Raw genomic sequence first — 23,417 nt, 5'->3', positions numbered from 1 at the left:
ATTTCATTTACTTAATCATCTTTATTTCTAACTGTTGTATTTTTGACCTTAACAAAGTTAAATAAAAACGAAAAATGTTTTAAGACACTAATAATAGTATTAAATTCAACTAAATTTTGTATGAGAAACACTTGTAAATACTATGTCTATATATAAATATACATAAGCATTTTTTAATACCTAATTCATAAAATAACTAATAATTATTTATATGAAAAAATATGATTTTATTAATGTTTATTTAATGGTTAAGGCAAATGAATTTAAATTTAAATAAAAAAAGAAAGCTTATTTTGCCTTCTTTTACATTTTTTGAATTATTCCTCTACTTTTGAAAAATCAACCTTATCAAGACCACTTCAACTAGAGTTCGACTTTTCATTATTTATTTTCATAAATTTAGCAAATCCACCTTCTCTAATTGTTAATAGAATGTAATCTCTTTTGCTAATTGTTCTCGTTTGGCCATCTTTAGTAACTTTATATTTAAATGGAACTAATTTATTTTGTTCAGAACTATGATATCCGCTAGTTACAATTAAATAATCAATTGAGCTAGGAGTATAATTTTCTTCTTGAGCGTAGTAATAATTAAATGTTCCTTTTCTATCAACATAATTAGTTAGTTCTCTTCTTATATTTGTGTGTAAAAAGTAGTTTTGCATTCCTTTAAATACATTTGATATTCATTTAAGACCAGAACCTTCTTGAATTTCTCATAATATAGCTGTTTTGCTAGTGTAAAGGCCGACTTTTGTGGGACCTACTTCTCTATAATAATCAATTGTTTCTCTACCAAACATTTCAAATATTGCAAATTTTAAAGCAACTAAGAAACGATATGTAGCTTTATATGCTTCCTTATTATATCTAATCAAATAGTCATTTTCATAATCTTTATATAATTTAAATTCTTTTGTTACTTCAATAGCTAATAATTTAAATGCCTTGTCTAAAAAAGCAAGTGGGTCAAATTCAACTTTTACATTGTCCGGGTCATCACTAATTTTTTCTTCACCAAAGAAGTTTCTATTTCAAGCAAGATTATTCAAGGTATCAATATTGCTTCTTTTTAGAGCATCAGGATTATTGTTGATATTTTTTAGACTATTATAAACAAATGAATTTTCTAAATTTGATTTACCTAAAATTAGATTAATTAATTTAACAAATTCAGGACCATCAATCACATTTCCTTCACCTATTAAGTCAACAAATATTCCTACATCTCTTAAACTAAATATTGAAACAAATTCTTCCATTAATTCTTTTATTCAAACATTGAAGTTAAGAATGCCAGCTGGTTTTGCCTTATTTTTGAAGATTTTAAATAAGCGATTCATTACCTTCTTTTTGTAAAAATCAGTTTCTTGAATTTTTGGAACCATTTTTTTAATTAAATTCTTGAAAAATGTTTTATCTTCTTCAATAACATTTTCTAGTGATAAAAACCTAAAAATTTCGTCAACAAGAATATCTAATGTTTTGTCATCACTTGATATTCTAGTAATAATTCGTGTCAAATCTGTAATTAAATCTTTTTCTGAACTGTCAAAAACCTTTCATAATATTTCATCATAATTACCAGTTTCTTCAAATTCATTTTCCCCAAGTTTTGTTATTAAGTTGTTTATTAAATTTTTTGTTTCATCATAATTAATTACCATTCTTGAAATTTTTTTGATTTTATCAGGAGCAATGTATTTATTTTCTAATTTTGAATCTTCAATATCATCAATTGATTTTTTCAATATTTCTCTTAATGAATCGGTAATTGAATTTTTAATTTTATTAGTACCATCATCCTTAATTGTTTTGTTTATAGAATTTAAGGTTCTAATTATATATTTCTTGTAATCCTTAAATAATTTTTCAAAATATTTATTAGATAAATCTTTATTTTCATTTTTTAATTCTTTTAATTTTGAAAGATTAGTTGTAATATATTCGTATAATGATACAATTTCACCTTTTAAGGTATCAACTTCGTTATTTTTTAACATATCTGAAAATAACTTATCTAAATTATCTTTTGAAAAAATTTCATCAAATTTAATAGAATCAATCAGTTCTTTAGTTTGCTTTAAAGTTTTGTTTTTGCTAAATATAAATTCTTCATCAAGTAATTTAATCTGAAATATTTTTTCTATTAATTTCTCAATGAAATTATCAATGATTGCAGAATTTCCAATATTTTTAAATAATCTAGATATAAATAATTTTATATTTTCGCTATTTATATTTGAAGCATCTAATTCATATTTTTGGTTTAATAAATCAAAAATTAATCCTGACAATTCCAGTGTGTTTTCTTTTTCTTTAAATTGATCTTTAACTGTTTTTTTAACTAATTGAACAAATTTTTCTTTTGTTTCATTAAGCAATGTAGTAATTTGCATGTTTAACTCTGAAATGCTATTTATTGTTTTTCCGTCCAGATTAACTAATCATTCACTTACGTTTTTTAGTATATTTGTAACTAATTGATCCTCAAAAGTCTTAGAAGTTGAATCAAATATTTTGGATAGTAATTTATCAGCTAAGGGTTCTTTTTCTATAATTTGATTTTTAATATTATTAAATTGATTTTTTATAAATTGCTTGAATATTACATTTGTGCTAAAACCATCAACCAAAATTTTGTTTAATTCGCCTTTAATTTCATTCTTGCCTTGTTCATCTAACTTACTAAATGTTTCTTTGAATAAAGTTAATCAAACATTACTACTTATTTTTAAATCCCCAGATAACTCGAAAATTCCATTTTGTTGATTATTTGAGTTAGACTCATTAGAATTTGTTATAAAACTATTTAATATTATTTTTCAATTTTTAAGAGCAATTATTGAAATATTTTTCACTTCACTTGATGTTAATTCTTTTATAAAATTGATTAACTCACTATGATCAACTCCATTGAAAATCTCAACTAAGTTTAATTTTATATCATATCTACTAAAATTAAATAATTGAGTTTTAATATTCTTTTCTAAATTGTTAAATATAATCTCAACCATTTTTTCAGTTAATTTAAATTTAGTAAATGAGTCTAATAATTTTGTAATCATTTTTTTTGTTTCCAACTTTTGGTTATCGTTTAATGCTACATTATTAAAACTTTCGTCGACAACAGAAACAATTAGCTCTGAAATATTATTTTTTAAATTTGTTTTATTATCCAATAATAACTCATTAACATATTTAACAGTTTGTTTTTTTAATTCTTCTTTTTCTTGAGTTATAAAATTAACAATTAATTCCGTAAATGATTTAGATTTTTTGATTAATTCTTTATCAGAAAAAATTGTATTAAAAGATTTCCTAATTGTAGGAATAATAAAATTAGTATATTTATCATTAATAAATTTCTTTAGGTCAATTAGAACCTTTTGTCAATTTTTTTGACTATTTTCACCTTTAAATTTGATACTATCTAAAGTTGACTCAATAATTGTTTTTAAATCGAATTTATTAATAATATATTCAATTATTTTATCCTCTTTGAAAAATAGTGATAATGTTTCAATAACTCTATTAAATTCAATGTGATATTTATTATCTCTATCACGGGCTAAAAATACGTCCAGAAGTTCCGGAACAATTCCTTTATTATTAACTGTTAGAAATTTATTCATTTCACTACCAAAATATTTTGAGAATTCTTCGAAATTTCTTTGTTTTGTCTTATCTAATGTCTTAGAAATTTCTTTTACCTTAGATTCAATATGGTCGTATAAAGTAGTATTTGGGGCATTTTTTAGTATTTCTTTAGAGTAAGCACTAATTTTAGCTTTATTTTCTTCACTAAATGTGTGTTTAGTTTCTTTTTGAATTCAATCTATCGCTTTATTAAAGACATTATCAAACACTCCATCGGTTGCCGTTAGTTGTGAAACTATGATTTTAATTAAGTCATATAGTTTATTGTTTTCACCGTCTTTGAAAACACTAATTACGAATGCATATAGTGATTCATTATCATATTGCTCTGCTCTTTCAAGCACTTTAGCAAATAAGTTTTTAATTCCATCAATTGAATCCTTATTTTTAATCTGTGATCATAATGTAGCTCAAATGTCTCTAATGAATTTCTCGATTGATTCAATTCCATTAGCATCGTTGCCTTTGAAGTTATTTTTGAAGTTTAGAATTAATGGTTCAATAATGAAGTAATCTAATAATTTTTTGATTGTAACATTTAGGTCTGATTTTTCATCCAAAAATGCTTGTTCAACTAATCGACCTAAAACATTTGAAATAAGTTGTCTTCCTTCTTGGGTTAGTTCTTTATCTTTATCTTTAATTAGATTGGTTAATAATTTGAATAATCTTTCACGTTTTTGGTTGTTTTCTAAATAATTTGTATTTTGAGTGTCAAAGAAATCTTCTTTTGCAATAAATGATAAACTGATAACTTCAAGTCCAGCTTGGTATGATTTTTTCTCTTCTTCAGTTTGTCCTAGATTTGCTGATGCCAAAGTAAATAGTAGTTTATTTTCATTATTTGCATCATATCTATCAGTAATCATACTATCAATGAAGGTGGCAAAAAGTTCGCTAACGGTTGGTGTTTTAGAAATTTCAAGTTTAATGCTGCTAAATGATTCAGCTATGAAACCAACTAAAACATCAGAATTTTTTAATTTGTTAAAGTTTAGTACAAAAATTCGAACAAATTCTCTAACACTTTTGGCATTTTCTCCATCAATTTTGTAAAGATCAATTAGTGATCCGGCAATACTATCAACAATTTTATCGGCTACGATTTTGTCTTGTTGTAGTCAAGTTACAAATGAATCTAGAACGGTTTTAATTTCAACTTTACTTCTTTGAGTTAATGCTCCTAAAAATTCAATGTAATTTGAATATTCTGAATATTTATTAGGTTCGTCAAATACTAAGTTAATCATACTATCAACAAAAGTATCTAATTGTAATTCGAAATCAATTTGAGCAAGTGATTTTTCTTCGATTGAAACTTTTAATAAATCGAAAAATGCTTTATATAAATTCGAACTAGTTAATTTCCTCATAAAAGGTTTTAGATATTCTCTAAATTCTTTATTAATTTTAGGATCTTGAACAAATTTAGATTTAGCTATTTCCTTAAAAAAATTATAAATGTGGTCAGGTGAAGAAAATTCTTCGTAGTATATTTTAGCAATTGCTTTGGTTGTTAGCATTTCTGGTGGAGTTACTCTAATTAATTCATTAGCTTTTTTATTAAATGATTTAAGTTCACTATCAAGAGTTTGACTATCAAAAACAGTATTTATGAATTCGATAAATAAATTACGGGTGTCATCTCTGCCTAGTTCATCTTCTAGCAAAGTAAATGAATCACGATATTCATTTAAATCAATTCCAACAATTTTCAATGTTTTAAAGAAATATTCAATTAATTCAAACCCTGACATATTCATTCCGTTATTAAATTGGGCTTTATAAACTCCAAATATGTTGGCATTGAAACCACTATTTTGATTATCAATTAATTTTTGGTTAATTTCTTGAGATTCAAAATCGTATTTTTTACTTAATCCATCGCCACTATCTCCAACGATAGCTGATTTAACGCTATCAGATTTAGTATCAAATAGAATCGATTTTTTATATCCTTGATTATCAACTCCAACAACTAATTGATCACTTATGATGGCGTTATATTCACTTTCTCCAAGTGCAAGCTTCATAAATAAATCTTGCGCCAATTTCTTATATCCTTCAACTGAAGGGAACATTTCAAATAAATCTGAAGAAAATTTGCTTGGATTATTAAGAATTTGTTCTTCATTATAATATGAAACAAAGTTAACATTATTGCTTAGAGCTACAGCTTTAATTTGTTTATTTAAAATTTCTAAGCCCTCATGAACGTAATCTTTGTTTGAAGCAAATTGATTTTTGATAATTGTGCTTAATTTTAAAAATGGGTTGGTATATCCCACTAAAGTAATATTAGCATTAGGATTAATTCTTCTAATTTCAGTTAGTAAACGGTCATAATTTTCATAAATAAATGATGACACTTGTTCTGCTCTATCTAACCATGCCTTTAATTTTTCTTCCATTTGTGAAAGATTACTATCAATATTATGAAATTCAAGTAATAAATTAAAAATATCATTTGTAGCAAAGAAATCATTATATCCAAGAGATAGGGTGATTAGATTTGCTCGCTTAATGCTATCTTTTAGCTCATTATAATTTGAATTTTCGAAGTTGCCAAAAGTCTTTTCTAAACGTTTAGATCCATTAGCTGCCATTAGGTTTTTGTTATATTCAAAGTTTTTTTCAATTATAGCATTGCTTCTGTATTTTTCTGGGTTTAAAAGATAAAGTCATTCCTCAATTGTTGATCCTGATAGACCATAATTTTTATAACTTCTTAAATTAGTTTTGCTATCTTTTAATTCTTTTACGGCATTAGCAAAGTATGAGGCGTATGAAACTCCTTGTATACTTTCGGTGTCGATATTATATTCATTTAAAAGATAATTATTATCACTGTAGTTATTTCCGGCGGCATAATCATCTCCTAAAGCAACATAATCTATTTGTCCAGAAACTTCACTTTGATCAAAAACTAAACGCTCATATGTTGGTTTTTTAATCTTAGTGGTACATGAAGCTGCGATAACTCCGGCTGATCCTAAAACAATAAACGCACCTAATGTCATTAATTTTTTAGCAAACTTTTTATTTTTTTTCATAAGATTTTCTCTCCTATCTATATATAAACATATTGGGTTTGAAAAAATATATTTATAGTTAATTTAACATTTATATAAACAAAATAGAATTATTATTCTTCTAAAACTTACCTAAGTTAAATTATTTTAATCAAACAAAATTAGATTTTATTGAATTTTTATTGAAAATTCATTGATTTGTAAGCACCTAAATTAATATTTCTATTTAATTTTATGTTTGTAATATCTCGGTTTTAAATAATTAAGAGCAATTACGAACAAGATAATATTATTATAATTTTCAATTTATTTTTATTTTTTCCCATTTTTTTTAAAAAAAATGCTAAATTTACGCAAAAAAAGTCTTATTTATATGTATTTTTTATAAAAAAATATATTTTTGCCTCAATTTGAAAAAATTTTAATTTTTCATTTTATTAAAATTCAATAAAAAATCAATAATTTTTGTTTAAATTTCAAATAATTTGGCAATTTTATCTCCTATAAAATTTCTATAATTTATTTTAAAAAATTTTATTTAGATTTTTTAGCTATTTTTATTAATTCTAATTACAAATTTTTATAATTTAAAAATTAGCTAATAAAAAATTTTAATATTCTTAACTAAAAATTTTATAAACTACTAATTTTATGACCATCATTTGTAATCATAAAAGTGAATAATATAGGCCTTTAGTAATATTTTCTTTGAAAAATTCAATAAATTACACAACACATAACATTAAAATTACCTATCTTTATAATGCGATGACATTTATTATTTTGCTAAAATCATTAATTTAATTTAACTTTTTTATTTATCTTAAAATCGCAGTTAACATTAAATTTAGTATTATAAGTTCTTTTAGAAAGGGTTTTCGTCTTTAATTTTTATTGTTTAAATTAATGCTAAAATATTATAGTTATAATTCTTTATAAAGTTAGGAGATAATAATATGAAAAAAGAAGAAAATTTTAAAAATCGTTTAATTAAATATATGGAAATTGAGGCAATGTCAAGATATGAAGATCCAGTTGCTCAAGAACTTAAAAAATCAATAACAGATAAAAACTTCGAAATTAGCCGTGATAATTTTGGTTCAATTATTTTTTATAAAAAATCTAAAAAAGCTAATGCGCCAAAAGTAATGATTGCTGCTCATATGGATGAAGTTGGTTACATGGTTAGATTTATCGACAAAAAAGGTCAACTACTTCTTTCACCAGTTGGTGGAATTTGACCAAGTACTGTGATTGGAACTAAGGCAAAATTGCTAACTCAAAGCAACGAAGAATTCCTAGGAGTTTTTGGACACACTAGCATTCATATCATGCAAGAAGAAGCAGTGAAAAAGGCTATAACTAATAATGAGATATATGCTGATTTTGGGTTCAAAAGTGATGAAGATGCTATGGCGCAAGGAGCCGCTGTTGGTGATCTAGTTTTTATGAGCGGTGAAACTATTTTATTTAAAGATGAAAATCTAATTGGTGGTAAAGCCATGGATAATCGTGCTGGAGTCACAGTACTAGAATATATTGCTAAAAGTATTGAAAATATTGAATTAGATGTTGATTTATATTTAGTTGGAACAACACAAGAAGAAGTCGGAACTCGTGGTGCTAGAACTAGTGTATCACTAATTAATCCGGATATTGGAATTGCTCTAGATACATGTGCTTCACATGATACAATCGGAACAATTGCCGGTAATACTGCTCTATTTAAAGGAGCTGCTCTTAGAATTAAAGACCGTGGAACAATGATGGATCCAAAGCTTGTAAAAGTATTTCAAGATCTTTCGAAAAAGCATAATATTGATTCATATAAATATATAGCAATGGGTGGTGGAACTGATGCGCATGAATTACAATATGCAAAAGGTGGAGCTGCTACTTTAACAATTTCACTTCCCCAAAGATATTTACATAGTCCAATTGGAGTTTGTGCGATAAGTGATCTTTTAGCAGCTGGAGATTTATTAATTCATTTTGTTAAAGAGTTTAACGAAGCTGAATTAAATAAAATTAAATATCAATAAATATGCATAAAAAATTTGTTTTTAAAAAATTTGAAAAATTAACTTCATTAGTTGATTATATTTTAAGCATAAAAAATTTAGAAGCAGTACTGTTAAATGGAGAATTAGGAGCTGGTAAAACTACTTTGGTAGCTCAAATTGCTAATAAGTTAGGTGAAAGAAAAACAATTATTTCACCAACTTTTAACACAATTTTAGTTTATGACAAATTAGTACATATTGATGCTTATAAACTAAAAGGTGATCTTTTTGCTTATGAAGATTATTTTGAAGATAAGCTGGTTGTGATTGAATGGGCAAATAATGTTATTACTAATTTTAAAAATTATTTAGCCATTGATGTTTATTTTGATGAAAATCAAAATCATGTTTTTGAAATTGTAAAAGAGGTTAGCTAATGGAATTATTTATCGAAACATCTCTAGCGGATTTGTATTTTGCCATTATTGACAATGAAAAAATAGTAGATGAATTACATGTTAAAGATCTTGTGAAAAAAACTGATTATTTTTATGATGGTTTAAATCAACTGCTAAAAAATAGTAAAGTAAAAATAAATAACTTTTCAAAAATATACACAACTACTGGTCCCGGAAGTTTTTCTGGCACAAGAATTGGATTTCTTTTTGCCAAAACTATTTCACAAATTTCCAATATTAAATTATTTCTTTCTCCAACTTATAATTTATTTCTAACTCAAAAACAACTTTTAAATGAAAAGAATTTGACTATTAGAATCAAGGCTAACAAATATAATATTTATGAAATTAAAACTCATCCATCATTTTCATGCAATCTTATCGAAAATCATAATAATTTTGATATTTTGGACTATCAACTCCTAAAAAATCATATTAGTCAATACTTATTAAATTTTCATGAAGTTGATGATGTTAGTGATGTTGATTTACAATATTTTCATAATCCACAAATTGGAGGACAATAATGATAATTTTAGCTATTGAAAGTTCACATGATGATACTTCATTTGCTTTACTTGAAGATAATAATCCATTATGAATGAAAACCTTATCACAAACTGAAATTCACAAACATTATGGTGGTACAATTCCTGAAATTGCTTCACGTTTGCATGTTAAAAATATCGGAATTTTGGTAAATGAGGTTAAGAGTATTATTGATCTTGACAGAATTGATCTCGTTGCTTATACAAAAGAGCCAGGATTAATTGGTTCACTACATGTTGGACATATGGTAGCATCAGCAATTGCTTTATATTTAAATAAACCTCTACTTCCCCTAAATCATCTTGAAGGTCATTTTTATTCGGCCTTCATTGGCAAAGAAGTTTTATATCCTGCCTTAGGACTTTTAATTTCTGGTGGGCATTCGCAGCTAATGCTTTATAGCTCAAAAGATGAATATAAAATTATTGGTGAAACTCAAGATGATGCTGTTGGCGAAGTTTATGACAAAATTGCTCGGAAACTAAATCTTGGCTTTCCCGGCGGTCCAATTATCGATAAACTTTGACAGGAAAATGCTGATAAATATCATTCTCACTATACAATACCGCACACCGAAAATGAATTTAATTTTTCTTTTAGTGGGTTAAAAACACAAGTTATTAACCTAATTAATAATCAAATTAATCGTAAAGAGGAAATTGATGTTAATAAATATGCAACTGAATTTCAAAACACAGTTGTAATTTATCTAAAAAATCATTTGCAAAAAGCCATTAAAAAATATCAACCCAAATCAATTGCTTTAATTGGTGGAGTTAGTGCTAATTCTGCGATTAGAAAAATGTTTCTTGAAGTTGACAGAACTGCTTTTTTACCTTTAATTGAATATAGCACTGATAATGCGATGATGATTGCGCGGCTAGCTTATGAAAAGTGGCGAAAATAATTATATAATTAGCTTATGTGAAAATATTTAAAAAGTGCGTCAGCTGATAGTAGTTGACTTGATATTGTGGGAAAGAAAATTATTTTTTGGGGTCGTTCAAATGTTGGCAAATCAAGTTTGATTAATGCTTTAGCAAATTCTAAAATTGCAAAAACATCATCAACTCCTGGAAGAACAAGATTAATAAACTACTTTGAAACTACTAATAAAAAAATTGTTGTTGATCTGCCAGGATATGGCTATGCAGCTGTAAGCAAAAAAATGCAATATAAAATTGCTTCGATTATTGACTTTTATTTCAAAAATGATCATCATGAAAAAAATGTTTGCATTTTAATTGATTCACGAGTTGGATTTATGCCAATCGATTTAGAAATGATTGAATATTTAACCGAGCTTAAAATTAAATTTGACATTTTTATTACAAAAATTGACAAAGCTAATCAAGCACAAAAACATAAAGTAAAAAAACAAGCTCTAACATTTAGCGATGATATTAATATTTTTTTAGTATCTGCTACTAAAAAACAAGGTCTTGAGGAAATAATTGAATTTTATGAATTATAATTCTTGCTTTGTTTTATTATTAATATCTTTATCTGGTTTTTCTATATAATTAAAATTATGAATGATAAAAATCGTAAAAAAATTCACTTGATTTTGCAGATAATATTTTTATTTCTAATCCCTTCAGTTCTTTTTTATGTTGTGATTTTCAAATTAAGTGGCCTTGGTCAAATAATTTCGGCAATTTTGTACACAATTTATATTATTGCTATTGGAAGTTATCTTGCAATATCGATGACAAGATATTTAAAAAATATTGCCGTATCCCAGAGTTCACTAAATTACTATATTCAAAGAGAGATCTCTCAGTATGGTGTGGGAACAATTGTTTTCATGAATAGTGGGAAAATAATTTGGATCTCTGACATGGTTAAGAACAATTTTGGTAAAAAAATTATTTCAAAAAATATTAAGGAAATTTTTAAAGTAGATGAGTGGAGAGTTGATAATTTAGACTTTAATTTTTCATTTAATGATATTGAGTATGAGGTACACGTTTCACTTGAACATAATATCGTAATTTTAAAAGATATTACAATGCAAACCAATCTTTTGAACGATTATCGTCTTCAAAGAATTGTTTTTGGTGAGCTTAATATTGATAATATCAATCTTTATCAAAATTCACTGCCACAGGAGCAATTATTTAAACTATACTCATCAGTTGTTAATTTACTTGATGAATTAGCCAAAAAATATAATTTAATTTATCGTCAATATGAAAATGGAAGATTTTTTATCATCACTAACCAAGAAACATTAGAAAAATTTGAACAACTAAATTTTGAGTTCTTTAATGATCTAAAGCAAAAAGAAAATTTAAAAGATGATATTACTGTTACAGTTTCAGCCGGGTTTTCATATGGTATTTATAAATATGATTTACTTGATCAAATGGCAAAAGAGGCTCTACTACAATCACAAACTCGGGGCGGAGACCAGGTTACTATTTTAACTAAAGATGAAAAACCGCGTCACTATGGATCAAGTTCGGAAATTGATGTTAATCTATCAAGAACGAACGTAAAATTCATGGCAAAAAATCTTCTGCTAAAACTAAAATCAAAACAAATTCAAAAAGTAATTATCTACGGACATAAAAATGCTGATTTAGATGCTTTTGGTTCATGTTATGCGATTTATACTTTAGCAAAAAGTTTTAATAAAAAAGCATATATTCAAAACCAAACATTTGATGATACTACTACTCGAATTTATGAAAAACTAGATAAAGATGTGCAAAACGATTTTATTAGTCCAAAAGATGCAACTTTTTTAAATGATGATAAAACCCTTGTAATTTTATGTGATACGTCTGATGAAACAAGAATTGAAAATATTAATGCCTTTAGTGGTGTTAAGCGTGAAAATATCTTAGTTATTGACCACCACCGGATTGGTAAAAATCAAAATTTTGCTATTCATGAAAATTTCTATGTCGATTCATCAGCCAGTTCGGCATCTGAAATTGTGACTGAAATAATTGCTATTTCAAACAATCATGACAAAATTAATAGCAAAGTTGCTCAGCATCTACTAGATGGAATTTATTTAGATACTAATACATTTCAAAAACAAACAACAGCCAAAACATTTATTGCGGCATCACTTCTTCAAGAGTGGGGAGCTAAAATTATTCATTCAGTTAATACCCTAAAGATGAATGAGAAAATGTTTAATGTTGTCCAAGAACTTCTCGAAAATCTACAAGAAGTTAAATCAGGTTATTATTTAGCCTATAAAAATATTGAAGCTTCAACTGACATGATTTCAATTGCCACCGATGAAATCTTGCGGGTAAATGGTCGAAAAGCTGCCTTTGTGGTTGCTAAATTACCAGGCGTAAAAAAATATAAAATGTCAGCTCGTGGTAACGGGATTAATGTTCAGTTAATTGCTGAATTAGTTGGCGGTGGCGGTCATTTCGGAACGGCCGCAGCAGAAAGTTCCGAATCAATAGATTTATTTATTGATAATATAAAACAAGCGATTGTGAGTGTAAAAGATGAAAGTGATATTAATTAAAAACTACGATAAATACAAAGTAAATGAAATCATCGAAGTAACCGATGGTTTTGCTAAAAATTTCCTAATTAAAAATGGATATGCTCAACCTGTTAACAAAAAAACTCTTGCTAATTTAGAAAGAGTAAAAAAAGATTTACAAGAACAAGAAGAAGAGAGAATTGCTGAGGCTAATGCTCTAAAAAATCATATTGAAAAATTAAATTTGTTTTTTTCTTTAAAATCAAATGGGAATACAGTACATGGTCATGTCACAAACAAAGCCATTGTCAAAGAATTGCTAAAACATGATATTAAAATTCCACATCATTCACTATCTAATGATGTTTACAATACTTTTGGGAATCATAAAGTATTTATCAAACTACATCCCCATGTCATGGCTATTTTAGCAATTACTATTATTGAAGAAAAATAGTATTTTAAAAGTAGCATATAAAAATTATTATTTATAAAGGAGACATATGGCAGTTTTAAACGAAAAAGAAATATCAATTGCAAATAACGAAGCTTCATTGCTCGGTTTGCTAATGCGTGAAGGTGATAGTTATTTGGAGGTTGGGGATATTCTCCGACCTCATATGTTTCATTTTCCCGGTAATCAAATACTTTATGAAGCAATTTCTGAAGTCCATAATTCTTCGAAATCATTTGATGCTACTATTTTAATTAATTATTTAGTATCAAAAAAATTAATTGACAAAATTGGTGTTCAAAATTATAAAGGCGTTAACTATATTACTTTTATAACTGAAAATGCCGGTTATAGTTCTGAAATTGATACATATGTTAAAAATATACTTGATCAATTTAAACGAGATAGTTTAAATAAGCTATTAGAAAAAACTAAAGACCTAGTTGAAAAACATCCAGATGAAGTTAATAAAATTATTAGTAATTTACAACTTGATTTAATTGATATAGATATCTCACAGATTAATTCAGATTATCAAAAAATTGGTGATGTCGCCAAAAAAATTGTGCGAGATATCTATAGTAATATAAATAATGAAACTGGTGTGGGACTGTCACTTGGTTTTAAAGAGCTAGATGAGCTTCTTCTGGGCGTCAATCCAGGAGATCTTATTATTTTAGCAGCCCGTCCAGCAATGGGGAAAACTGCATTTGCTCTAAATATTGCCAACACTGTGGCAAAAGCTGGTAAGACTGTACTATTCTTTTCACTTGAAATGTCAAATATGCAACTAGTGCAGAGAATGCTGGCAATTGAATCTTTAATTCCAATTAGTTTACTTAAAAAGAATTTATTAACTAACGATGAAAGAAATTGTTTAAATTGGGCTATTAATGATATTGAAAAGTGAAATATTCATTTGAGTAATGATGAATCACTAACAATATCCGATATTATTACCTTGTCACGGCGTTTTGCCGCTAACAATAAAAAAATCGATTTAGTAATTGTTGATTATTTACAATTAATCACCGACTCTTCTCTACGTGGATCAGAAAATCGACAAAATGAAGTAAGTAAAATTTCTCGTGGACTTAAAAAATTAGCACGTGAACTTAATTGTCCTATTCTTTCATTAGCACAATTAAGTCGGAGCGTGGAAAGAAGAGAAGATAAAACTCCAATTTTGTCAGATCTTCGTGAATCGGGTTCAATTGAAAATGATGCCGATGCTGTTCTATTCTTACACCGTCCTGATTATTATAATAAACAAAAAAATGTCAATGAAAATTCAAATAGTAGCTCATTTGATAGTGAGCGCCCTTTCCAAAATTTATCCAAAACTAATGTGATTGTAGCAAAAAACCGTCATGGTGGCACAGGGGTTGTTGAATTGGCATTTATTCCGGAATATAATAAATTCGCCGATGAATCAATAAGAGAAAATAATCAATCAATTGATTTTGGAAAGGATGCCAATTAAGATATGAAAAAAAATCCAAAAATGCTTTCATTTGAAGAGAGGGCAGCCCTTTATGCTAAAAAGAAAGCTTTAGCTCAAGAACATAAGGAGCAACTTAATCCTTTAAAAATTAATATTATGAATATTTGGAAGCGTTATCCTAAAAAAGTTTTATGAATGCTTGTGAGTGCTTTTCTTTATAATGTGGAAATTGCAGTTTTTTTAAAAAAAGCAGCAACTATTGCTAGTGGAACATCTTCACTTTCACAAATTATAACTTTCCTTGCTCCTAGCACTGAGCAATTCTATGGACTTTTCTATGTATTAGTTAATCTACCACTTATGATTTTCTTTTGATGAAAAAATCCACGGATGTTTATGGTGCTAACATATTATTGAATGTTGTTCCAAGTCGGAATTCAATTAATTTTTATTGACTATGGTGGCGCTAGTCCAATTGTCAAATTTATTAATGAAGGTCTCTCAATTTATAATCCAAATGGTAAAGGAAGCTATTGAGATCCATATGGAGAAATTGGAGATAATATTACTGGCAAAGTGTGAAATAAAGAAACATGACCAGTAATTGTCTACGCTTCATTAGGAGGGGTATGCGAAGGATTTGCCTCAGTTATTGCTTGAACTCAAAAAGGTTCAATTGGAGGAACTTCTGTTATCTCAAACTATATAGCTTCAAAAACTAAAAAGCCAATTGGTAATACATTTTTAATCGTAGCTTTATGTTTCTCTTCATTTTCAACAATTGTTGTTGGGTCACTTGAATCAGTTGGTTACATTAAAGGTCACCCATGAAGACCAGAGCAATTTATTGTTCGTATTATGGGGACATTTATCTATTTATTCCTTTTAACTTTCATTGTTAACAAATTCTATCCTAAATACAAAAAAGTTAAAATTGATATTCATACCAAAAAACCAGAAATTGTTGCTGAAGCATTCAAAAAATTTGGATACATTCATGCCTTTAATATTTTCTACGGTGTTGGTGGTTATAGTCACACGGAATTTGGAAAAATCGAAACTGTTGCACTATATTTAGAACGTGATACGATCATTAATGAAGTTAAACGTGTGGATAAAAATGCGTGAATTACGATTTCTAATATTCATGGTTTAGTCGGTGAATTTGATACTTCATATGTTGACTAAATACAAATATTTTAATATTTTGTAAAAAAAATAAAAAAATGGTATTATTATTTTCATCAATACAATTATGAAAACACAAGAAATTACATCACAACAACAAATGGTAACCAAACAAACCAAAAAAAGAATCAAGGATCCAAATAAAAAACCTATTTTTGATCCTAATTCTCTTAATCCATACAATTTAAATTTTTTCAATATTTGGGTTAAATTCCCTAAGAAAATGGTCATGATTTTTATCTCGGCCATTCTCTATAACGTCGGGATTTCGACATTTTTGGCAAAAGCAGCAACAGTTGCAACAGGATTTTCAGCTTTGGTTCAATCATTAACATATACCGTTACAGCAACTGCTCCGTACTTTGCTTATATTTATCTCGCGATTAACCTTCCAATTATTATTATCTTTTGGAAAAAAAATTCGCGTTTATTCACTCTACTAACAGTTTATTGATTAATTTGGCAAGTAGCATTTCAATCATTTTTACTAATACCAGTTATTTCTAATTTCTTTGATAAAATTTCAATTTATTATGTTAACTGATATTCACCTAAAAATGAAAATTCAGTTAATTCATTTAGAACCCTGATTCCATGAAATGTTTACGGAAATTACTTTCTAAAATTAAAAGATTTTCAAGCCGTGGATCTTTCAAGTATAAAAGAAGGTGGAACTATTACTATTAATAGTGTCGTTTATACTTACAATGATATTCAAAATATTAAAACATTTATTGATACCATTCAAAAAACCGGTTATTCAAATCCAACTTGACCAATCATTATCTACACTGTTATTGGTGGTATATGTGCGGGTTCAGCTGGTGGAATTGCTTGAAAAAATTCTGCTTCAACCGCTGGTAGTGATTTTATAATCTACTATATTTCAAGAAAAAAGAAAAAGAGTGTTGGCCACGTTTCGGTTATTGTATCCTTATGTTTTGCTAGCTTCTCAATTATTTTGATTTCACTTCTTGAACTAACTGGAGCAATTTCAGCTCAAAATTCTAAACCAACGAATAATGCTGCAATTTTACTAAGAGCAATATGTACAGTTGGCTATGTCTTCTTATATAACTACTTTATTGAACTTATCTATCCAAAATATAAAAAGATCAAAATGGAAATTTATACTAAGAAACCAGATGTGATTATTGCCCATTTTAAAGCAATTAACTACTGACATGGATATAACATTGCTAGAATGGTTTCAGGATATACTAATACCGAAACTGTTAAAATTGAAACATTTGCTTTATATCTAGAACAAAATATGATTCGCCAAGAAGTCTTAAAAGCCGATCCTGACGCATGAATTACCACAACCAAAATTCATAATATTTTTGGAAAACTTAATACTTCAAAAATCGAATAAATAAATGTATTAATCAAGTTTGCATAATTTAAACACTCCAAGATAAGGAGTGTTTTTATGTTGAAACAATTTTTATTCACCGAAAAAATAAAATACTACAAATTAAGTGAAAAAGGATTTTAAATTGCTTCAATTTAGTTTATTTTTAATAGTAAATACCGTTATGAAGAATATAGACATCACTGCTTCAATGCACGGGTTAGATATAAAAAAACAACTGCAAAAATAACGGCGTTATACTAGCACTTAGAATATTCGAATATAATATTTAATTTTGCAAAAAATCTTTTGCCACCTTATAAATTATTAAAATATTGTTATTTTTAAATTCTTTGCATAATGTCTATAGATATCTTTTGCTTTTTTAGCACTTATATTCTTATTTAAATCAATAAAATTTAACTTGTATAAAGATTCAAATTTAATTATTTTCCTAAATTGGAAATTTTTTAGATTTACAAGCTTTTAGCAAATTAATAGGGTGAGAATATCATTTTTTATTTCTAGTATGAAAATTAAGATAACATACATAATTATTTATATAAAAATTACCGCTAAATGCAACAAAAGCCTTGCTATGATTTTCATAAATTATTAAATTAATTGGTAGTTTAATTGAATTTATAAATTTAATAAATTTATTAATATTAAAATTAAATGTGAAAAGCTGGATTTCTCCAGCTTTTTGAATGGTTGGCCAACAGCTTTCGCTCCGACCTGTTTTGTATTTTAATATTATCATATTTTTTAATCTTTTCTAAAAAAACAAAAAAATATAAAGATAAATATACAAAAGTTAGCATTTTCTAACTTCTTTTTCTTTTTTTAAATTAATTTTTCTAGTTTTTTATTTTCTTTTTTCGAAAGTTTAATTATACTTAGCTAATAAAAATCTAGTTAAAAATAATTTCAGTAATGATTACCCTAATACATAGATTAGATAAGGAAAGTCATTGCAAAAATACATTTATTGTAAATCTAAAAGCAAAAGTATGAAAATCATTAGAAGATAAATCATCGTTTGTTATGAATAACAAAATTAATTATTTTAAATAACAAAAAAACTCACTTTATTTATGAATCTTTAACTAATTCGCTAAGGGCAATCAGTGTTAGCTGAAGTACACTCATTAAAAAATAACGATTAGAATATTTTTTACAAGTCTGTAATGATAGAATATCGATCTTATAAAATAAAACAATTCAAATTTGAGGATAATTTATAGTTAAATTAGTAAATGTATAAGATATTCTAATTTAGAAATAATACAAAAAATTAGATTGTAACCGCCATACTATGTTTTCATACTATGTATAGTGATTGTTTAAGTTATTTTGCCTGAGTTATAAAAAAATGTAGGTCTAAACCTACTTTTCTATTTAACTTCTTGACCAACTTCATCAAGTTTATTCACTCTAGGGATATGACGGTTACCTTCGAATTCGGTTTTTTCTCATTCGTGAAACATTGCTTCAACTTGTTCGGCATCTAATAGCCTTCCGCCCATACATAGGACATTAGCATTATTATGTAATTTTGATAATTTAGCTTCTTCAGTATTTGTTACTCTCGCACATCTTATCTTTTTAAAACGGTTTAAAGCAATACTAATGCCGACTCCTGAACCACAAAATGCAACATATTTAATATTTGGGTCATTATCCTTAACAATTTCTTTTGCAAAATCAATTCCCATATCCGAATATGATACTGGGATATCAGCTGAAGTTGCTCCACGTAATTCAACTGTGTATCCTTCAGCTTCTAATCTTTTTGCTAATTCTTCTTTAGCTGAATAACCGGCATGATCACTTGTAATTTTTACTATCATAAGTATTGTGTCTCCTTTATTTTCGCAATATTTTTTTTGTTTCAACACTAATTATTTGGCTTGGTTGTTGTGTCATTTTCCCGAAATTATAAAAATGTTTAATTTGTGGAAAAACTATTTTAGCTTCTTTGATATTTTGACAAACCGGCGCATCAGATAAATTACAGCTTGACATATAAACTGGGCCATTAGCTTGTAAATATGCTAATAATTTTTTTTGATTTGGCATTCTAAATCCTTGATCATTTACCACTAAGGTTGTTGGTCCTGGTCAAAATTTTTCTGCTAATTTTTCTGCTTCATTATTTCATTGTCAAAAGCTTCGCGCTTGTTGAATCGAACCCACTAAAATTATCAATTTTTTATTTCGATCTCTTCCTTTAATTTCATAAATTAAATTCTTAACATCATCTTCAACTGCTCCTCCAATTCCTAGTACTGTGTCAGTAGTTGAAATAAATAGTTTATTAAATTTATTAAACACAACCATATTATAGCAAATAAAGGTAAAAGATAATATAATAAATGCATGCCAGAATTACCAGAAGTTAAGGTCGTATGTCAAGCCTTAAGAGAAAATATTATCAATAAAAAAATTAGTGAAGTCCTTATTTTTAAGCCTAAATTATTTAAAGAATATGATTCACATATCTTTGCTAAAAATTTAAAAAATAAAATGATTTTAGATATCGAAAATATTGGAAAACATATTATTATTAAACTAAGTGATAATTTGATTTTATTATCACATCTTAGAATGGAAGGAAAATATCGTTTCTATCAAAAAAATCAAGAGTCTCATGATTCAAATTTAATTATGAAAATATATTTTGATAGTGGTGAATCATTACATTATGTTGATTCGAGAATGTTTGGCACTTTTCATTTAAGAAATTATGAAAATTACAGAAAAATTCTACCGCTATCAAAAGTTGCTATGGAACCATCTAAAAATTTAGCGAGTGAAGTTTTTAAAAAAATTCATCACTCTTCAACACCAATTAAAACCAAATTATTAGACCAAAGTATTGTCGCCGGAATTGGAAACATTTATGTTGATGAAGCACTATTTAAATCTAAAATTCATCCAACCACACCCTCTTCACATTTAACAGTTGAACAAATTGCCAACATTTTAGAAAATGCTAGGACCATTATGGATGAAAGTTTTAGAAAAGGGGGAACGACACTATTCTCCTATGAAAGTCTTAACAAACAAATCGGTGAATACCAAAACTTTTTAAGAATTCATAATGATAAAATCAAAAAATGTCTTGAATGTGGAAATGCAACTGAAAAAATTAAAGTAAATCAACGTGGTACATATTCATGTCCTAATTGTCAAAAGGTATATTAATGAATTTTAATTTTGATGAGTTAGAAGTTGATTTACATGGTTGTGATTCTATAGAAGCAACAGCAATAGTCTTGAATGCCTTAAAAGAATTAGAGGAAGATGAATATCACAACACATATACTTTCATTGCCGGAAACGGCAGTGGGGCAATAAAATTTATAGTTGAAGATATCTTAGAAAAAGAAGGTTATCGCTATATCTATTTAAATAAAAATAAATCAATTATTAAAGCATTTAAAAAATAGAAAATGCTTTTTATTTTATTTACTTATGATTTTAAAGAAATAAATATTATAATTAAGTTAATAATTTAAATATATTCAACGAAATATAATAGGAGATAATTTTATGGCAAAAAATACATGAGAAATTGCGCTTAAAGCAATTCAAGATCATGCTAATATTTTTATTTTTCATCACATTCGACCTGATGGTGATTGTTTGGGTTCACAGTTTGGGTTAAGGGAGCTAATTAAAAGCAATTTTCCTGAAAAAAATGTGTTTGTTTTGGGAGAAAATAAAGAACTCTTTCCATTTATGATTTGAGATTTTGATAAATTTGAAGATATTGATAAAAAATATCTTAATAATTCACTTGGGATCGTGGTGGATGCAAATGATTCAATTCGTATTCAATTTTCAAATCTTATTTTAGAAAAACATTTTACTCATATGCTACGTATTGATCATCATCCAAATGATCCGGATATTGCATATGATTATACTTGAGAAGATGCAACCTATGCTGCGAGTGCTGAACAAATTGCTTATATTGCTATGATGGCAAATTTAAAAATTTCTCTGCCAACTGCAAGATATTTATATTTAGGAATTAATACTGACTCAAACCGTTTTATGTATGATTATGTTCAAAAACGTACTTTTGATGTTGTTTCATATCTACACAATGCCGAAGGATTTAAGGTTTGAGATATAAACTTTCCACTATCAATTAGAGAAGAGAAAAAAGTAAAGTTCAATGCTTATGTACTTTACAATTATAAAAAAGAAGACAATGTTATTTATTTTCACGTTACTAAAAAAATGCTTGAAAAGTTTAATCTAAGTCCAACTGAAGCTAGCGACGTAGGCATTTTATCTAATATTGGTGACTGTAAGGTTTGAGTGCTATTTATTGATCAACCTGATGGCAGCATTAGAGCAAGAGTTAGAAGTAATAAAATTTGAATCAATCACGTTTGTCAAAGATTTGCCCCTGGCGGTGGTCATGAACTCGCAGCTGGAGCAACATGTAAAAATAGTCGAGATATTCGTAATTTAATTAATGAACTAAAGGCAGAGGTTAAAAAATATGATTAGTATAAACGAAGAAAAAAAACAATTGTTTAAGGAAATAGAAAACAAAATTAAAAAATATCAAAATATTGTTATTTTTCACCACATTCGCCCTGACGGTGATTGCCTAGGTTCGCAGTTTGGAATGAAGGCCTTAATTCAAGAAAATTTTAAGGATAAGAATGTGTATGCAATTGGTGATGCAAAAGGAAGTTTTCCATATCTTGGCTTTGATAAAATGGATGAATTACCTTTTAAAAAATTACCTAATTCATTAGCAATAATTGTTGATGCTAATTATAAAGAGCGTCTAGAAAAACGTGAATATTTAGATAATAATTTATTTGATGATGTAATTCGCATTGACCACCATCCAAATGAAGATGATTTAAATGCCTCAGTTAGATGAATTGAAGCTGAAGCACCTGCTGCAGCTCAACAAGTTGTTGAATTAGCATATGGCCTAAATTGAAAAATGAATGCTGATGCAGCAACATATCTATATTTAGGAATTTATACTGATTCAGTTCGTTTAACTACTAATCTTACCAATGAAAAAACGATGTTTTTAGTAAGTTGATTATGAGCAAATAAAGCAAGAAAAGATTTAATTCATAGTGAAATGGCAAAAAGATCATTGTCAGATATCCGCATTAATGCTTTTATTCAACAAAATATGAATATTGCTAATGGTGTTGTTTGATTTTATTTTAATCTTGAAGATCAAAAGAAAATGGGAATTGACGATCCTCTAAAAGCTAATCGTCCTTTCACTTTAGCTTCAATTGATGATAATAAGGCTTGAGTATTTTTCACTCAAGAGAAGCCTAACCAAATCCGTTGCGAATTCCGTTCAAATGGTTGTGCTGTGCGAAATGTTGCCCTTAAATGAGGTGGCGGTGGTCATCACCGGGCATCTGGTGCACAAATTAACGACGCAAAATTAATTCCTGAAATTGTAAAAGATTTAGAAGCAGAAACACAAAATTTAGCTGAATATGATGCATAATAGAAGACGTTAAAATCATTGGCATTTGCCGAATTGAAATTTCAAGAGCAATCAATTAATTAATGTAAAAATTAAATTGGGGCCTTGAATTTTTTAATATTTTTTATCATTATAGAAAAGGCTAAAATAAAAATCCCTCAATTTGGCTTTAGTGAACGATTTATATAATTTATAGAGCAAGAAAATACAAAATATATCAGGTAAAGAGAGAACACTAATTCAAACGCATATATAAAACAGTATGCCAATGAAAATGGTTACAAAAGAATTAAATCAAAGTATCCCAACAATTTGAAGATA

General features: G+C 27.2%; 19 protein-coding genes. 15 read left to right on the top strand and 4 right to left on the bottom strand.

Annotation, left to right across the window (positions count from 1 at the left end; translation table 4 throughout):
- Nucleotides 1–317: 317 nt before the first annotated feature.
- Nucleotides 318–6,713, bottom strand: a complete 6,396-nt coding sequence (locus DA803_RS06370; RefSeq protein WP_114190961.1) for an SGNH/GDSL hydrolase family protein — start codon at nucleotides 6,711–6,713, stop codon at nucleotides 318–320.
- 935 nt (nucleotides 6,714–7,648) lie between these two features.
- On the opposite strand from DA803_RS06370, the gene DA803_RS02000 reads away from it, so the two are divergent.
- From DA803_RS02000 to DA803_RS06365, 10 genes are all read left to right on the top strand, one after another.
- Nucleotides 7,649–8,734 carry a zinc-binding metallopeptidase family protein gene (locus tag DA803_RS02000; RefSeq protein ID WP_114190960.1) on the top strand — a complete coding sequence of 362 codons (1,086 nt, stop codon included), beginning with the start codon at nucleotides 7,649–7,651 and terminating at the stop codon, nucleotides 8,732–8,734.
- Between the two features lie 2 nt (nucleotides 8,735–8,736).
- Nucleotides 8,737–9,132, top strand: coding sequence for a tRNA (adenosine(37)-N6)-threonylcarbamoyltransferase complex ATPase subunit type 1 TsaE (tsaE, locus tag DA803_RS01995; protein ID WP_114190959.1), 396 nt, complete (start codon nucleotides 8,737–8,739; stop codon nucleotides 9,130–9,132).
- Nucleotides 9,132–9,680, top strand: coding sequence for a hypothetical protein (locus DA803_RS01990; RefSeq protein WP_114190958.1), 549 nt, complete (start codon nucleotides 9,132–9,134; stop codon nucleotides 9,678–9,680). The genes tsaE and DA803_RS01990 overlap by 1 nt, the downstream gene beginning before the upstream one ends.
- Nucleotides 9,680–10,609, top strand: coding sequence for a tRNA (adenosine(37)-N6)-threonylcarbamoyltransferase complex transferase subunit TsaD (tsaD, locus tag DA803_RS01985; protein WP_114190957.1), 930 nt, complete (start codon nucleotides 9,680–9,682; stop codon nucleotides 10,607–10,609). The genes DA803_RS01990 and tsaD overlap by 1 nt, the downstream gene beginning before the upstream one ends.
- Nucleotides 10,610–10,624: 15 nt before the next feature.
- Nucleotides 10,625–11,176 carry a ribosome biogenesis GTP-binding protein YihA/YsxC gene (yihA, locus tag DA803_RS01980; protein WP_114190956.1) on the top strand — a complete coding sequence of 184 codons (552 nt, stop codon included), beginning with the start codon at nucleotides 10,625–10,627 and terminating at the stop codon, nucleotides 11,174–11,176.
- A 57-nt stretch (nucleotides 11,177–11,233) separates the two neighbouring features.
- On the top strand, nucleotides 11,234–13,201 hold the full coding sequence (locus DA803_RS01975; protein WP_114190955.1) for a GGDEF domain-containing protein: 1,968 nt from the start codon (nucleotides 11,234–11,236) through the stop codon (nucleotides 13,199–13,201).
- Nucleotides 13,182–13,619, top strand: a complete 438-nt coding sequence (gene rplI / locus DA803_RS01970; RefSeq protein WP_114190954.1) for a 50S ribosomal protein L9 — start codon at nucleotides 13,182–13,184, stop codon at nucleotides 13,617–13,619. The genes DA803_RS01975 and rplI overlap by 20 nt, the downstream gene beginning before the upstream one ends.
- A 46-nt stretch (nucleotides 13,620–13,665) precedes the next feature.
- The gene (dnaB, locus tag DA803_RS01965; RefSeq protein WP_114190953.1) at nucleotides 13,666–15,099 is read left to right on the top strand and encodes a replicative DNA helicase; all 1,434 of its coding nucleotides are present in this window, start codon (nucleotides 13,666–13,668) and stop codon (nucleotides 15,097–15,099) included.
- A 3-nt stretch (nucleotides 15,100–15,102) separates the two neighbouring features.
- Nucleotides 15,103–16,248, top strand: coding sequence for a YitT family protein (locus DA803_RS01960; RefSeq protein WP_114190952.1), 1,146 nt, complete (start codon nucleotides 15,103–15,105; stop codon nucleotides 16,246–16,248).
- Nucleotides 16,249–16,315: 67 nt separating this feature from the next.
- The gene (locus DA803_RS06365; protein WP_114190951.1) at nucleotides 16,316–17,623 is read left to right on the top strand and encodes a YitT family protein; all 1,308 of its coding nucleotides are present in this window, start codon (nucleotides 16,316–16,318) and stop codon (nucleotides 17,621–17,623) included.
- A gap of 433 nt (nucleotides 17,624–18,056) precedes the next feature.
- Here the strand turns inward: DA803_RS06365 and DA803_RS06360 are convergent, their stop codons facing one another.
- Nucleotides 18,057–18,365 (bottom strand): hypothetical protein, encoded by a 309-nt coding sequence (locus DA803_RS06360; RefSeq protein ID WP_114190950.1) that lies wholly within the window; start codon nucleotides 18,363–18,365, stop codon nucleotides 18,057–18,059.
- Nucleotides 18,366–18,538: 173 nt separating this feature from the next.
- On the opposite strand from DA803_RS06360, the gene DA803_RS06355 reads away from it, so the two are divergent.
- Nucleotides 18,539–18,679: a hypothetical protein gene (locus tag DA803_RS06355; protein ID WP_170120265.1), complete on the top strand. Its 141-nt coding sequence runs from the start codon at nucleotides 18,539–18,541 to the stop codon at nucleotides 18,677–18,679.
- A gap of 320 nt (nucleotides 18,680–18,999) precedes the next feature.
- Here the strand turns inward: DA803_RS06355 and DA803_RS01945 are convergent, their stop codons facing one another.
- Together DA803_RS01945 and DA803_RS01940 are read right to left on the bottom strand one after the other, a co-directional pair.
- On the bottom strand, nucleotides 19,000–19,455 hold the full coding sequence (locus tag DA803_RS01945; RefSeq protein ID WP_211305575.1) for an RpiB/LacA/LacB family sugar-phosphate isomerase: 456 nt from the start codon (nucleotides 19,453–19,455) through the stop codon (nucleotides 19,000–19,002).
- A 16-nt stretch (nucleotides 19,456–19,471) separates the two neighbouring features.
- On the bottom strand, nucleotides 19,472–19,939 hold the full coding sequence (locus tag DA803_RS01940) for an L-threonylcarbamoyladenylate synthase (protein WP_114191199.1): 468 nt from the start codon (nucleotides 19,937–19,939) through the stop codon (nucleotides 19,472–19,474).
- A 45-nt stretch (nucleotides 19,940–19,984) separates the two neighbouring features.
- On the opposite strand from DA803_RS01940, the gene mutM reads away from it, so the two are divergent.
- The 4 genes from mutM to nrnA (DA803_RS01920) all read left to right on the top strand — a co-directional run bounded on the left by mutM (nucleotide 19,985) and on the right by nrnA (DA803_RS01920) (nucleotide 23,117).
- Entirely contained in the window at nucleotides 19,985–20,812 is an 828-nt protein-coding gene (gene mutM, locus DA803_RS01935) for a DNA-formamidopyrimidine glycosylase (RefSeq protein ID WP_114190949.1), read from the top strand.
- On the top strand, nucleotides 20,812–21,057 hold the full coding sequence (locus DA803_RS01930; protein ID WP_114190948.1) for a DNA mismatch repair protein MutS: 246 nt from the start codon (nucleotides 20,812–20,814) through the stop codon (nucleotides 21,055–21,057). Before mutM ends, DA803_RS01930 begins: the two co-directional genes overlap by 1 nt.
- A gap of 103 nt (nucleotides 21,058–21,160) precedes the next feature.
- Nucleotides 21,161–22,132, top strand: a complete 972-nt coding sequence (nrnA, locus tag DA803_RS06350) for a bifunctional oligoribonuclease/PAP phosphatase NrnA (RefSeq protein WP_114190947.1) — start codon at nucleotides 21,161–21,163, stop codon at nucleotides 22,130–22,132.
- Complete coding sequence (nrnA, locus tag DA803_RS01920) at nucleotides 22,125–23,117, top strand: bifunctional oligoribonuclease/PAP phosphatase NrnA (RefSeq protein WP_114190946.1); 993 nt, start codon at nucleotides 22,125–22,127, stop codon at nucleotides 23,115–23,117. The genes nrnA (DA803_RS06350) and nrnA (DA803_RS01920) overlap by 8 nt, the downstream gene beginning before the upstream one ends.
- Nucleotides 23,118–23,417 lie beyond the last annotated feature (300 nt).

Origin of the sequence: [Mycoplasma] phocae, from assembly GCF_003332325.1 — a bacterium.
In the GTDB taxonomy this organism is placed as follows: Bacteria; Bacillota_I; Bacilli_A; order Mycoplasmatales; family Metamycoplasmataceae; genus Metamycoplasma; species Metamycoplasma phocae.
This window is presented reverse-complemented; position numbering and strand designations above follow the sequence as displayed.